The organism is Methanospirillum sp., assembly GCF_035560735.1.
Taxonomy (GTDB): domain Archaea; phylum Halobacteriota; class Methanomicrobia; order Methanomicrobiales; family Methanospirillaceae; genus Methanospirillum.
Genome location: NZ_DATMYY010000408.1, coordinates 1 through 13,822, shown reverse-complemented (window position 1 = coordinate 13,822; position 13,822 = coordinate 1). Strand labels below are relative to the sequence as shown.

Sequence of the window (13,822 nt, the reverse complement as noted above, 5' to 3'; positions counted from 1 at the left end):
ATTTAATTTAGCCGTATGGCTAAATAGTAGGATTATAATCATATCCTTATCCGCCTCCATACCTTCTGACATGATCCCAACCCTGGAGAAGTTCTGATCCTGATATGAACTCCCCTTGTTCATAGATCCCGGTATTCTCCCGGTGGAACACTCTTCGGTCCTCTCCGACAGGGCATACTTTGATACAGATTCCGCATGGTGAGATATGCCTCTTATTGAGAGATGCACTCTGTGCAGTACAGGCCGGTTTGTTTGTGAGAACCAGGGGATAGTCTCCTTCTTCAAGTGCATGTGCTGGACAAAAGTTGACACACTTGTTGCAGTGTATACAGAGTTCATCTTCAACAAGAGGATCAGATGGAATCATTGCGGTTGTAAAGATAGATCCAAACCTAACTCTCGGTCCGAACTCTCTCGTGAGTACCATGTTGTTCACCCCGAATCTGCCAAGGCCCGCAAGAATTGCAGCATGCCGGTGGGAGAAAAATGCAACAGGATTCTTCAGCAGCACCTCTATACTTCCGTATCCGTCTCTCGGAACGAAAACAGATGGAAAACCAGCACGAGTAAGAATGGATGCCAGCTGAACTGTATACTGATCGAGTAGGGAGTTGACAGTTTTATACAGTTCGTGATACCATATTGAAGGAGAGGTCTCAAGTACCGGAAGGGCAACCGGCAGCCCCATCACAATGACACTCTGGGTCTTCGGAAGAATATGATGGGGATAGAAATCAGCCGGAATCCATGGTTCAAAGAGTGGCTGCTCCCACCTGCTGAATGCAGCATATCCGACCATAGGGATATTATTCTCTGCGCAAAATGAGGAAACAATCTCTTTAAGGTTAAGATTCATCCGAACTGGACCGTGAAGTTACAACCTGATGAGACCGAGAGGGTATCATTTATCATAATCTCATACCATTTTTCAGGGAGAAGTTTTGTTCCGTTGATATATGTCCCATTTGTGGAGTTTTCATCTTTTACCAGCCATTTACCATTTGTGTATTTAAATGATGCATGATTGCGGGAGACTGCACTGAATTGGTTTAATATTCTGCCCCCAATTGCTTCACGTCCTATTGTATCGCCATGATGGATTGTGATGATCTGCCCTGGTGACATCACAAGCAGAAGAGGGGCAACCTCTCTGATTGTTTTATCCTGATCAAATTGAGGTTTTCCCATGAATACGATGTGCGAATGTCGTCCTGGTACTGAATTCCCGGGATTTGTAGGGAAATTTCCTGCAACTGGCCGTTTTTTGGTGAGATCAGTGAAGCATCTCTGGCATATTATCTCGGTAGGTGGGTTGGCCATCCCGCATACATCACAAATCTTCTTCAGTGTCATATCTGTGCCAAATAATGCGAAAATTTTTATTTTTATGTACCTTTCTGGTGAGAGGAGCAGATAGTGCCATCAGACATATGTTTTGGTATGTAATACTTCATCTCATCAGTATTGAGCATTGTGTTGTCATGCATCAGGCTAATCCGTCGCGAATGCTTTATAATCAGGAATCAGAACCTGGTATCCTGAACCAGGGATTGATCCGATGAATCATCATACGAACATTACCTGCTCGTTCTGTCTGGTTCATCCTGGAGAGTGCCTGGTATTGATGGTACAGGATATTAGGGTCTCTTGCGGTATTTGCTTTTACAGCCTGAGAACAGAGGTCGAGTGCGGTTTCATCATCTCCGATATATTGAAAGTACATTCCTGCACACTGATCCAGGAATTGGGCAACCTTAGAGAATTTGCTCATCCCCTGGAGAAATATTCCTGATCCCCTTTCTATCTCACCCTTCAGGACATATAGAGCAGCCAGGTTTGTCCGGTATGCAGGTTGCATCTTCTTTGCATCGGCTGCCGTTCTGAAAGCTGTGATAGCTTCTTCATAATTCCCAAGCAGGGCAGCGATGATTCCTTTCCTGTTCATGATAACAGACTCTTCTCCTCCAATGGTGAGTGCCCGTTCATACCATTCTGCTGCCTCCATATACCGTTCAATCTGCCCGGGAACAACTCTATCCATATCCCAGAGATCAAGGTAGAGAGAACTGACTCTCCATTTCAGCGAATGTCCGGTGATTTCATGTACATCTTTCGGCGATCCATATCGATCATCACCTGCCCGTCTCAGTGCATCGCCATACTGAATACAGAGTTCAATGGTATTTCTGCCGCCATTCACTGCACTTTTAAGTGATTCCAATGCAGGAGTAAAAAACCCGAGCGAAAGGAAAATCTTGCCCTGCTTCTCAAGAAAGAGGAAGTTTTGAGGATCCTTCTCCAGAATTTTACTAATGGAACGTAGGGCAGGACCGAACTCCTTTATCGCGAGATGTGCATCGGCCTTTATTTTGATAGTCCATTCATCTTCGGGCTCACTTTCAAGAGCCAGGTCAAGATACTTAATAGCATCTCTGACCTTCCCTGTTATAAGGAGGAGATAGGCCTTGAGGCGATATGCCTGTGGATCAGCGATTTCTGATTCTAATAGGGGTTTTATGACCTCTTCTGCCTCACTATTCATTTTGAGTTTTATCTGGCAGCGTGCAAGAGATATCCTGGCTCCGTTATTTTTCGGACATATTCTGATGTACTGTTCGTATGCAATCGTCGCTTCCCCGATATTACCGATTGCAAAGAGGGTATCAGCCTTTTTAAGAAGTAATTCCGGGTTATCAGGGTCTCTACCCAGTGCTTCCTCGCAGGATTCAAGAACAAGGGTGTGGTTCTTCTGTGAACCTGAAAGTTTTATCAGTGCGTTGCGGAGTCCCTGGTGATCTTTTTCGAATGACAACCCTTTCAAAAAAGCCTGTCTTGCTTCTTCTGTCCGTCTCGCCCTGGCATGACATGTGCCAAGAATCTGCCAGACTTCGGGGTCCTGTGATGATAGGAGATCTGGATGCGAAAAAAAGAACTCCGCCTCCTTTACCCGCCCTATTTGCGCAAGGGCGCAGCCCCGCATGACAAATCCCTGAATGCGAAAATTATCTGTCTCAATTAGTCGTTCAGCTACCGATATTGCCAGGGGCAGAACCTTATCTCCTTTTAGACTAAAGAACTGGCTCTGCCAGAATCCTGGTGTCTCCCTCCAGGGATCAGAAGAGAGGGAGTAGAGGTTTTTCTCGTACTCCATCCTCATCCGCTTGTAGAGTTTGAACCTGATCATTCCTTTCTTTTTGCTGAAGAGGAGACTGATCACCCTGATATCTGTGGCTGCTGCCTTCTTCAGGCACGGAGAAACAAACTCAAAGAGTTCTACCTCCTCTGCTGCTGATGCTAGCGCTACAAGAAGATCAGGTTCGCAGGAATCTGACTGAAGAGCATGTTTGCATGCTGTTTTTAGCTCCTCCCGGACCCTGATTGAATCATCATCGTATCCATGATTTAAGAAGAGATTCCGTATCTCGGCAAGACGGAGAACAGCCTTTGTATCCCACTCTTCAAGACTGCCGAGTTCCTCACGTTCTTTGAGAACACTAAGGAAATCATAGAGTTGCTTTTTCTCATCGGTTCCCCTGGGATTTGATGCGAGCCATGCAAACATCCGCGAGATCTGCGATGTCTCATCATGAACTCCGGAGATCTCTAAAAAAGTCTGGTAAATCTGATTAAGTTTACCTGAAAAGAGCATCGAGATGATTCTCTTCTCACGCTCGTCGTTCAAGTGCCTCATGTACCTGTCAAGGTAACCGGCAATACTTGAGACATCGAGTGGTTTTCCGAGAAATGCAAACTGAATAGACGGGTTGTACCGTGCAACAAGGAAGATAAGCCGTTCATCCTCGTCAGGATACTGCTCGCCAAGTTTCTCTATTTCAACAGCCTTGTCGTACTGTTCTGTTTTTTCAAGCCACTGGTTCAGATATCCTCTTCCGATATGCCGCTTTGCATCATCCCAGGATTCAGGATCTGAGATCAATGCATATGAGAGATCCTCCAGGCTGTTGTATTGTTCACCCCTGAATTCATACAGACTTTTTCTGCTCCCTGAAGAGAATTCAACCTCATAAAAGACAGGGATGTTCTGCCTGCCTGCAAGCCATGCTGAAACCTCTCTGTATCCCCATCTCCTGCGTGGGTTTCTTGTCAGAAGTCCTTTTAGCAGGTTTGCAGTCTTTGGATGAATGTCAGGTGGGATCTGGATCCCCCGTGTTGAGAGGGTAGCAAGGATGACATTATGGTTCATCCCGTCAAAGGGGTGCCGGTGCGTGAAGATCTCCAGTGCTATCACCCCCAGAGCCCAGTAATCAGCCTCCTTTCCGACAATATTGCCCAATTGTTCAGGTGCCCAGTACATCGGGGTTCCTTTTGTACTTGTTACCTGTCTGGAAAACTCATCCTGCAGAAGCGTTGATATTCCGAAATCGATGAGGATTAGGTTCAGTGGTCGCAAGCTTCGTATCAGGATGTTTGATGGTTTGAGATCAAGATGGAGAATTCCTGACTGGTGAAGTGATTCAAGACCCTCTAAAATCTCTCCGATAATGCTCCTAAACTGACTCATCCCGATATTCTGGTTCCTGATAAGATCCTTTAGCGATCCATTTCCTGCATACTCCTGGATCTCATACCACCGGTTAGTGGCCTCATCAAATCCGAATGAATGGATCCGGACCAGGTGACGGGGATTCTTATGCGATATTGCTGCCACTTTATCAAGAACATCACGTTTTGGCTCTATACCGAGTCGGTAATGTTTTAGAACTCCATATCCGGTATCCTTATGGATGAGCCAGATGTCGGCCTCCCCGCCTGCAGCAGGAAATTGCCTTATAAGGCGGTATCCCCTGAATTCTCCGCTGATAGGCTCTGGCTCGGCATACTCTGCAATATCCCTGGAGACGGCCTTACCTTTCCTGATATCAGGGTTCACTCCCTCTCTGATAGTTGGTGGATCGTCTAGAGGCGGGGTCATACACCTGATGAAATCTGGATGAGAATTGCAGAAATATTATCTGATGCCTTTCTCGCTATTGCAGCGCCCAGGAGTTTTTCACAGAATTCATATCCTTTAAACCGCTGGTATATAAGTTCGAGTTCATCGTGTGAAAAGCATCCCCATATACCATCACAACAGATAAAAAAGACATCAGACACCCTGATCGGAATTTTTGTAAAAAAGAGTTTGACTGAGTTGGGGTTTCCGTCACCCGACACCGACGAGGTGACTACGTTTCTCCTTGGATGGGATCTCATCTCATCCTCTTTAATGATCCCTTCCTCGAAGAGAGCCTGTACTATCGAATGATCCCTGGTAATTTGTTCAAAAAAGCTGCCATTTATCCGATACACCCTGCAGTCTCCGGCGTTGAATACAATCGCTGAATCACCAAAGATAGATATCCCGGCAAGAGTACACCCTAAATTTGCTGCATCCGGGTTGTCAAGTACATACTTTTCCAGTAACTCCTTTCCTTCAGCAATGGCAGATCCGAGTGACTCCTCATCCTTTATCCCGGCTTCCTGGTTTCGGAGAGCAGAAAGGACAAGATTGCTGGCAACCTCCCCTTTCTCAGATCCGCCAATCCCATCAGCAACACAGCAGATGATCTCTCTCCCGGTCATCTGATGAGAGAGTGGCTTTTCCATGGATCTGTCTGATATCACTAAATCGTCAACAAGGAGGCTGTCCTCATTGTTTGCCCTCAACCCTCCGTTATGAGTAAAAAAAGAGAGATCGATCTTGTGATATGATTCAGTTTTACTACATCGGTCCGTCATCAATATTCCCGGCTCCGGATCGGTGACACTCCCGTATCTTTCAGTATGGAGTAGTCAGTTTGTACTGATTGACGTATTGTATGGTAAGGGTTTAAAGGTATCAAAGAATCGGATCTGCAATTCAGGGATCGCAGCCTTATAGCCCCTCATATCAGGAGCCAGTGTTTCTGTATAATACAGCATCACCATTGTCATATAATCTGACTGAATTCTGATCCAGACTTTCCCGCTCCCTGGTTGTTACCGGGTATGGCTCCTGGGTTATCCATTCAACAAAATTCGCATACGTACTCATTCGTGAGGTAACAAGCCAGTAGTCATATAATGAATCAGGGGATGGTCGCTCAATTGGCTCTTTTACAGAACTCCCCTGGGTGTTGAGCCAACGTGCAGCAGAGAATGTGTACCTGTCTGAAGTCAGTGTTCCATTTGTCTTCTCTCCTTTAAACCACCCGATAGCCTGAATTTCTGAATCTGGATGTGATATTACAAAACTTCGGTTGTCATACCAGATTGTTCCTTTCTCGAATGGGGTTCCCATGAGAACAACTGAAGGGAAGGTTGTGGCAAGCAGGAAGAGAAACAGGATGACAGTTGCTGCTTTCCATCTCTTATCAGTTTTAAAAATTCTGATAATTCCGGCACCTGCTGCAAGGGCAAGTGGAGGCCAGAGATATCCTAAAAATCTGAGGGGATCTATCTGACTGTTCCATAAAAGTTCAATTCCTGGTAATGCTCTGGTCAGGCCGAGTGCCAACAATACTAATGGGACAACAGCAAAGAGAAGAAGCGGGAATCGCTTGGGTGTAAGAAAATCAGGAAGGCCCGTCAGAATCAGAAGCAATATTAGAACCCCTGCACTGATCATGGGAGCCGGGTATCTGACTGCAATAAATGAATACCCGGCAAGTGATGTGACTAGTAGTATCATTCCTCCGATAGCTAGGCAGAATCCTCCAATCTGAAGGAGCCAGACTTTCCTTGATAACCAATGCATCAGGCATCGGAGAGGTCTGGTTACTCCCGGATAGAAAAACGGAAGAACTGCAACACATACAAAGATCAGAAATATTCCTATTACCTGAATTATTGCTGGTATAGTATGAAGTGGTGAAATTTTGTTGATATCGTTAACGAAAGATACATAAATGAAGGTGAGTCTGAATTTCCACCAAACAAGCATGAGGGAGAGGGCAAATCCTATAATTAAACAGATGATACCTGCTTCTTTTCTGATTCTGGTGTCAGATTTGAAGAGATATATCTCTGCAAGGGTCATTACCGGAAATATCACACAGAACATAAATGCAGACTGATGATGGGCAAGGACGAGCCCTGTTATCACGGTCATTGAAAGCAGGATGTCTGATACTCTTCCGGTTCTCACAGCCCGGTGTGCAAAGTAAATTGAGAGAAGGAAGAAGGGTATTGCAAGTGTTTCCCTGACCCCCTGTGATGCCCAGTGCAGGTAAGGGATACTTGCGAGATATATGAGAGATGCGGTTAATGAAGTCTTTCGATCAATGTATTCACGCCCCATAAAGTAAAGGATTGAAACCGAGAGCGATCCGATGAGCGGTATTGCTATCTTTTGTACTGTCATCGGGGAAATCGATAAAAACCCTGATAATGCAGACACTACTACTGGGAAAACCGGTTGTTGAAGACGGTATCCGGCTGCTGCTGTCGATCCCTGGATAAGTACTTCCAGTACAGATTCATAATCCTGCCATGGATCTCCCCATGTGAGATAGGGAAACCTGAATGAAAGGATGAGGGCGGTGGTCGCAGCGATTATAACCAGGCTTAATCCCGGTCGCTGACTGCTGATACAGGAGAAGACAGCAATCCCGAAGCATATCAGTGATAGTGGGGCGAGTGAGGGATAAATTCTTGACAAAAGCAGGATACATGCAGCTACAGCACAACTTACTGAACACAGGAATAGGTATGTTCTGTCGTTCATAGTATTCTGATACTCTCTGATACACTCCGGAAGGGTTTCGTATTCAGGCCATCTTCGGGAAAGAGATTGTATGTGATCCTCACTGTATCACCACGGGATCCAGGGAGATTATTGATGATGACCGGGAACTCTGTTATCTCCCCTTTGTCGAGGTTAACCGGTCTTGAACTTATTGTATCGCTCTGAATTTTGGTTTCAAGAATAAACCCGGTAGTTTTCTCCTGGTTGTGAATTCCGATAATACTGGTGAGACCTTCTCCTTCATGTACTGATGTTGGATAATCTCCTGCTGTATGATTCATATTGAGTAGCCAGAGTTCGGTTTTCTCTGCAGGCTGTGCAGCAGATAATATCCATAATACTGCACCAATAAAAAGAAGCACCATCAGGAGTCCTGCAAAAACGGCAGGAACATATCTGTGTAATTCACTACCTGCCTCGCTGATATATTCTGATATTGTGATCCTGTCAAATCGTGAGTACCCCACGATAAGGGCTATCAAAACTAAAACTGTTGTGTATAACAGAATTATTGAAGTAAAGAAAGGAGTAACACTGGGATCTGGCAGATAAGAAAAAGCCTGTTTTCCAATAAATTCACAGACTAATGCACCAACAGTCAGAAATGTGATGCTACTGAGCAGACTTCCGATAATAGTTACGATCCGCTCACCAGATGCTTTGAATGGGAAGAGTACTGTCATTACCGCATATCCTGAGAGCCAGAATCCACAGAATATTCCCGCAATTGAAGCGGCAAGGCCAAGATACGGGATAATAATTCCAAGTAAACCCAAGATACACAATATCAGGCCCGAGAGCAGGATGAGTTCAGGAATTCTGAAGAGTGAATCAGTTCTGAACGTTCCCTTATTATTCATCTTCTCTATTATGTGTGCTTGAAAATGGTTTAAAATAAAGAGTTGTGCCAGGTTGGAAGTTGTTTAAGTGCATGTCAGGAAAAGAGAAGATAAAGAAAGTCCTATCCGAGGAACTTTCTGATATGTCCTGCCTGTAAAATGAGATCCGTGAAACTCTCCATCTGGCATGCAGAAAGCCCTTTCTCAATCCTGGATGAGATATCCTGGTGTTCTGGATCAGGCTGTATCGGGATGATCTCTTTTACTGCCTGAATCACTCCATCTGGAATGAATTTTGATTCAGGGTTCAGGTACCTAACTGCATCAGATAGATCAGCCTCAAAATTTACATATGTCTTCTTTAAAAATTCAATATCATCAGGTGTCAGAGCATTCATTCCAAGGATCTCTGGTGGTATTCCGATCGAATACAGAGCAGCAGTTACAGTGATGGCACGTGGTAGTGATACCTCCCCCATGCTTCGTGAATACCCAAAGAGCCCGATATGCAGTTTTCTCTTCCGTCTTCCTGGGATATGTCCTGCTATCCGGTTTATCATCGGGGCGAGAGCGATGATCTGCTTCTGGTACTCGGCAGAGTATCGATCCAGAAGGTTGAGCGACTCTTCCTCATCAATGAACACAGCTGGCTTGATATCCCGCTCTTCAAGGAGCCTGATCCCTTCTGCAGCCTCATTGAGCGGATAATCATACTTAAATGCAGACTGGATGGTGAACGTGTATGTTCCCGGGTACTCTTTTACAACGCGATCCACTGTATCAGGTCTTAAGTTCCCTCTGAATGGGGCAGATCCTGCACCGATGATCGGACAGATAGGAACTCCGGTCTCTTCAGAGAGTGAAGATAGTTTCCAGAGTGCTATCTTGTTGAGCAGGATCGCTCCGATCTGCCCATAGTTTACAGCAGGATCTGAGCGTGCGAGAAAGACCCGTTGGTATGGCAGGTTTTTATCCTGCATATACCGTCTCACGATTGTGGCCGCATTGAGCATCCCGTCCCTGTCTTCAAAGAGCGGGATAACATTGATTCGATCTGGGTGAAACGATCCAATCCAGTCTGCAATCGTACTGTCCCGCCCTCCAAGCCGCTGGTGCTGTTGCCCGACAACGAAATCACAGTAATACTGGTAGATATTGTCGATCGATGAGTAGGATGTCGTCATCGGGAGGATGACCTCAAAGATCGGAGGTGTTTCATCTCCGTAGAAGAGGGATGCGATGTCGTAGGATCGCGGAATTGATCCAAGTGTCTCAAGCAGGATCTTTGCTTCTGCACGTTCGAACTCAGGGTTTGGAACCCTCAAGGTGAGCAACCTCTCTTTTCCGAGTTGGTTTTTTCTAAAGTACTCAGGGTAGCGTGAGAGAAGTTTCTTGACAACAAAGTTGTCAACTTCCTTACCTTCACAGTCCCACATCTGTTCACGGCAGCCAAGATGCGAAAAGATGTAAAACGCCTCTCTGACCTCGTCCTCGCCGCTCAGTTCAGGGTTAGCTGCAAAGAACGGGGTGGTGACATTATCAGGATGCTGCGTACTCATCGTCCGCGGGATTGAATTAGTCAGATTAGTTGGATTATTACTGGTTGCGCATGTTGTGGATGTAAGTTTGTTTTTCATAACAAGCCCCCAATAAACGATCAAAAGACACTGACAATCAGAAAAAAGAAACAGAACTTAATCTGAATATTATTGACTAATATTTTCCTTCACGGGTAATAACACTTCCCCATTAGTCAAGGCAACCTTGTTGAACTCAGGATGATCTCCGCTGGTAATGATAAACGTACAGTGATCAAAACCTGTTGAATAGCATTCGACTTCAACAACTTGTGGGTTTTGCATAAACTCCTCTGAAAACAAAGATGAGAGTACACCAATATCAAATGCACAAGAGCCATGTCCGGTAATTGGGAGGTCCTGGCATTCAAAGCAGCCCTCTACCCGGAGAATAAGCGGGTGTTCTGAGACAAGAGTGATCGTTCCAAGGCCGTATAACTGCCAGAAAGCGCTCATTTTTGAAACTTTTCCGGCAAGTGTCTCATCAGCAACAAGAGGGGCAAGAGCCCTCCCGATTCGAAGACCAGACCTCTTCAGGATTGGATCGATGTTCATACCAAGGTTCATCGCCTCGGTCCTGAAAACGCGGAGCGTGTAACTGAAGAAGGATGCGATGTCTCCTTCAGTAAAAGGAAGCGTTCCCTCTTCTTCATGGATATGTTTCTGTGCAGTTTTCCTGTCCGCATTAGTCAGTTGTCCGATTGGTTCTGAATTCATCGAAATGAGCCTTTTACGATGGTCTACCGGATCAGGCCTTGAAGAGATGAGGCCTGTAGTTTCCAGGTCCCTAAGGTGGACAGATATTGTGGATTTTGCCTTACCGGTCAGCGAGACGATCTCATCAAATGAGATCTCGCCTTCAGCAATGATCTTTAAAATCCGGCGCTTGATCAGACTGTCTATTGCAATAACACTTGTCTTTGTTGAGAAGAGGGTGACCTCGCCATCCCTTTCATGATCTTCAATGGCTCCTGCCTGGTTCACATACACAGATTTGATCACAACCTTTATACTCGTTCGCATGCAATAGAATGTTCGCAGTAATACGAATGGAGAGAACGACATGAAAGCAGAAGCATACAAGATCGCTGATGGCGTATACTGGGTTGGAACCCTTGACTGGGATCTGAGAACTTACCACGGATACACACTGGACGGAACTTCGTACAACTGTTACCTCCTCTTTGGTGAGAAGACTGTCCTTATTGATAATGTCTATCCCGGCCAGACCGCACAGATGTGGGGACGAATCGCTGACGCCTGTGCTCGCGAAGGAAAAGAACTCAAGATTGATATCATCGTACAGAACCATGTAGAGAAGGATCACTCAGGTGGAGTGGTAGAGGTACACAAACGCTTCCCGAATGCACCAATCTACTGCACTCAAGTCTGTGAGGAAGGGCTGATTCGCCACTATCCCGCACTCAAGGATGCAACATATAAGAACGTTAAAACTGGTGAAACCCTTGACATCGGTGGCAAAACCCTGGCGTTTGTTGAAGCACCCCTCCTTCACTGGCCTGATTCCATGTTTACGCTCTATGCCGAAAATGGAATCCTCTTCCCGAACGATGCATTTGGTCAGCACCTCTGCTTTGCAAACCGGCTTGACACCGATATCCCTGAGTACATCCTGATGGATGCAGCCCAGAAGTTCTATGCAAATCTCATCGTTCCACTAACTCCGCTCTTCCTCAAGAAGGCAACTGAACTGACCAATCTTGACCTGCTCAGCAAGGTGAAAATGATTGCCCCGTCACACGGCCAGATCTGGACAGACCCCTCAAAGATCATCAATGCTTATGTCGGATGGGCAACCGGTACCGGGATGAAGAACAAGGTAACCGTCATTTACGACACGATGCACGGATCAACTAAGATGCTTGGTCATGCTCTAGCAGAGGGTGCCATGGCAGGAGGATGCGATGTCAAGGTCTTCAACCTCCATGAAGATGAACGTTCAGAGATCGTCAAGCACATCCTTGAATCTAAAGCGATCATGGTCGGTATCCCAACGATCAATGATATGCCATATCCGAGTATTGGTGATCTGCTTTACTATCTCAAGGGTCTGCGCTTCAACCGTACTGGTGAGCGGCTTGCCCTGACTTTCGGTTCAATGGGAGGAAAAGGTGGAGCCATTAAGATGGTTGCAGAAGAACTCAAGACCGCAGGGTTTACTGTTGTTGAGGGCATGGAAGTTCTCTATGTGCCTGATGAGAGCGAACTTGAAAAAGCCTTTGCGGCAGGTAAGGATATTGCAAAGAAGGTCACTTCCTAATTACCCAATTTCCTCCGATTCAAACACGGATTTCCATGTCCAAATAACCCCCCGATAAGCCACCTGATCGCACACTCAAGTTTCAGGCCTCCCGGACTTCCCGGGAGGTCACCCCTCTGGGTTCTTTTATTATTTCTTTGTCATTACAGTGATTGACTAAACTGATTTGACATTTTTTAAGGATCTGATATTTACAGAAAGTTACAGGAAAATAGGATTCTCCATAAATTGATGTTAGATGTTTGATTCCAAAATGTTAGGTTTTGGTTATCTCCATCTGGGCAGACTACTGGTGAACTGGCTCACCATCTGCTCTGCCTTATGGACAGGCATGCCATACTGGCTGGCAAAAATTGCGGCGTACTTCTGGATCATGGTCTCATGGGTAAGATCAGGTTCAGTAAATGCCCCATTCTGATAACAATAGGTACAATACTTGGTGCTTGGGGTTTCATCCTTTTCAGTCCCTGCATCGTGGTCTGAAATAAGTGGCATTCCGCAGCTCTCGCAGGATGGGATTACTCTCCCACTCCAGCGAACCAGATTCTGAATCTGCATTCTGCTGAGTTCTTTTGCCCTATCAAGGGGCATTTCGTACATCTTTGAGATGACTTCCCCCGCTTTTTCAGCCATTTGTTCAACTGTTGCGGTTGGATCAGTAAATTTTCCATTCTGGTAGCAATAGGTACAATACTGTATTGATGGCGTTCCGTCTGATTCAGTGCCTTGATCTGCGGGTGACATAAGTGGCATTCCACAGCTCTGGCAGACTCCGTTTATTGTGCTCATAGTATCGTCTGGGTTTTTAATAGTGAAATTTTCTTCGCAATGGTTTTACTGTGACAATTCCTGGGTCAGAGCTGCCCTGATGATCTCAATCGGCATAAAGGTCAGGTCAGCAACCTCTTCAGGTGTGTGCCCTTCCCGTGCAATTCTTCTGATCACCTCTTCCATGGACTCCCCAACCTCGATCAGATAATCGTCAGGATCAAAGAATCGCACAGTCCTCTGCTGCCAGGGAGTCTTCTCGATCGGGTGGAGAAGTCTTACTCCTTTGCTGGTTATCCTGTTGAAGAAGGCATCGATCTCATCGGTATTAAAGTAGATCTCCTGAGCCGGCCTCTCTGGTGGCTCTGAGATCTCTGCTCCTTTGTACAGGAGTCCTGATGCAAACGCCCGGTCCCAGAGTGATATTCCTCCAACGAAGGTTGTTAGTCCCTCGATCTCAAGTTCTATGGTTAGATCAAAGAGTTCCTGATAAAATGTGCGGCTGATATGCATATCCTTGCAGATTAAAACCACTGATTGGTACTTGATCACAATTATTCCTCTCTATGAACCAGGTTTTAGATCCAGTTCCTGCAGAGAGTTTTCCAGTATGGTATAAATAGATTTGATA

Annotated in this window: 11 protein-coding genes; 1 reads left to right on the top strand and 10 read right to left on the bottom strand. The window is 45.7% G+C overall.

The features are described from left to right. Positions 1 to 46: 46 nt before the first annotated feature. The 8 genes from VN429_RS12195 to VN429_RS12160 form a co-directional block, all read right to left on the bottom strand. Positions 47 to 856, bottom strand: a complete 810-nt coding sequence (locus VN429_RS12195) for a 4Fe-4S binding protein (RefSeq protein WP_325633718.1) — start codon at positions 854 to 856, stop codon at positions 47 to 49. Beyond that, positions 853 to 1,353: an FHA domain-containing protein gene (locus VN429_RS12190; protein ID WP_325633717.1), complete on the bottom strand. Its 501-nt coding sequence runs from the start codon at positions 1,351 to 1,353 to the stop codon at positions 853 to 855. Before VN429_RS12190 ends, VN429_RS12195 begins: the two co-directional genes overlap by 4 nt. Before the next feature lie 163 nt (positions 1,354 to 1,516). Continuing rightward, positions 1,517 to 4,933 carry a protein kinase domain-containing protein gene (locus VN429_RS12185; protein ID WP_325633716.1) on the bottom strand — a complete coding sequence of 1,139 codons (3,417 nt, stop codon included), beginning with the start codon at positions 4,931 to 4,933 and terminating at the stop codon, positions 1,517 to 1,519. Then, the gene (locus VN429_RS12180; protein ID WP_325633715.1) at positions 4,930 to 5,739 is read right to left on the bottom strand and encodes a PP2C family protein-serine/threonine phosphatase; all 810 of its coding nucleotides are present in this window, start codon (positions 5,737 to 5,739) and stop codon (positions 4,930 to 4,932) included. The genes VN429_RS12185 and VN429_RS12180 overlap by 4 nt, the downstream gene beginning before the upstream one ends. A 151-nt stretch (positions 5,740 to 5,890) precedes the next feature. Beyond that, positions 5,891 to 7,705 carry an ArnT family glycosyltransferase gene (locus VN429_RS12175; RefSeq protein WP_325633714.1) on the bottom strand — a complete coding sequence of 605 codons (1,815 nt, stop codon included), beginning with the start codon at positions 7,703 to 7,705 and terminating at the stop codon, positions 5,891 to 5,893. Further along, positions 7,702 to 8,586 (bottom strand): DUF1616 domain-containing protein, encoded by an 885-nt coding sequence (locus VN429_RS12170; protein WP_325633713.1) that lies wholly within the window; start codon positions 8,584 to 8,586, stop codon positions 7,702 to 7,704. The genes VN429_RS12175 and VN429_RS12170 overlap by 4 nt, the downstream gene beginning before the upstream one ends. 101 nt (positions 8,587 to 8,687) lie before the next feature. Beyond that, positions 8,688 to 10,202, bottom strand: coding sequence for a phosphoenolpyruvate carboxylase (gene ppcA / locus VN429_RS12165; RefSeq protein ID WP_325633712.1), 1,515 nt, complete (start codon positions 10,200 to 10,202; stop codon positions 8,688 to 8,690). 69 nt (positions 10,203 to 10,271) lie between these two features. After that, positions 10,272 to 11,165 carry a transcriptional factor MsvR gene (locus tag VN429_RS12160; RefSeq protein ID WP_325633711.1) on the bottom strand — a complete coding sequence of 298 codons (894 nt, stop codon included), beginning with the start codon at positions 11,163 to 11,165 and terminating at the stop codon, positions 10,272 to 10,274. Positions 11,166 to 11,205: 40 nt separating this feature from the next. Between VN429_RS12160 and VN429_RS12155 the strand changes: the two genes are divergently transcribed. Then, a complete protein-coding gene (locus VN429_RS12155; protein WP_325633709.1) occupies positions 11,206 to 12,423 on the top strand; it encodes an FprA family A-type flavoprotein in 1,218 nt (405 codons plus the stop codon). 267 nt (positions 12,424 to 12,690) lie between these two features. Here the strand turns inward: VN429_RS12155 and VN429_RS12150 are convergent, their stop codons facing one another. Both VN429_RS12150 and VN429_RS12145 read right to left on the bottom strand, forming a co-directional pair. Then, the gene (locus tag VN429_RS12150; RefSeq protein ID WP_325633707.1) at positions 12,691 to 13,212 is read right to left on the bottom strand and encodes a zinc ribbon domain-containing protein; all 522 of its coding nucleotides are present in this window, start codon (positions 13,210 to 13,212) and stop codon (positions 12,691 to 12,693) included. 45 nt (positions 13,213 to 13,257) lie between these two features. Then, positions 13,258 to 13,725 (bottom strand): VOC family protein, encoded by a 468-nt coding sequence (locus VN429_RS12145; RefSeq protein ID WP_325633719.1) that lies wholly within the window; start codon positions 13,723 to 13,725, stop codon positions 13,258 to 13,260. Between the last annotated feature and the right edge of the window lie 97 nt (positions 13,726 to 13,822).

Bases quoted from the DNA above. Each gene is read 5' to 3' on its own strand.
- VN429_RS12175 (WP_325633714.1), bottom strand. From the start codon at position 7,705: ATGAACGACAGAACATACCTATTCCTGTGTTCAGTAAGTTGTGCTGTA.
- VN429_RS12195 (WP_325633718.1), bottom strand. From the start codon at position 856: ATGAATCTTAACCTTAAAGAGATTGTTTCCTCATTTTGCGCAGAGAAT.
- ppcA (WP_325633712.1), bottom strand. From the start codon at position 10,202: ATGAAAAACAAACTTACATCCACAACATGCGCAACCAGTAATAATCCA.
- VN429_RS12170 (WP_325633713.1), bottom strand. From the start codon at position 8,586: ATGAATAATAAGGGAACGTTCAGAACTGATTCACTCTTCAGAATTCCT.
- VN429_RS12180 (WP_325633715.1), bottom strand. From the start codon at position 5,739: ATGACGGACCGATGTAGTAAAACTGAATCATATCACAAGATCGATCTC.
- VN429_RS12160 (WP_325633711.1), bottom strand. From the start codon at position 11,165: ATGCGAACGAGTATAAAGGTTGTGATCAAATCTGTGTATGTGAACCAG.
- VN429_RS12155 (WP_325633709.1), top strand. From the start codon at position 11,206: ATGAAAGCAGAAGCATACAAGATCGCTGATGGCGTATACTGGGTTGGA.
- VN429_RS12190 (WP_325633717.1), bottom strand. From the start codon at position 1,353: ATGACACTGAAGAAGATTTGTGATGTATGCGGGATGGCCAACCCACCT.
- VN429_RS12150 (WP_325633707.1), bottom strand. From the start codon at position 13,212: ATGAGCACAATAAACGGAGTCTGCCAGAGCTGTGGAATGCCACTTATG.
- VN429_RS12185 (WP_325633716.1), bottom strand. From the start codon at position 4,933: ATGACCCCGCCTCTAGACGATCCACCAACTATCAGAGAGGGAGTGAAC.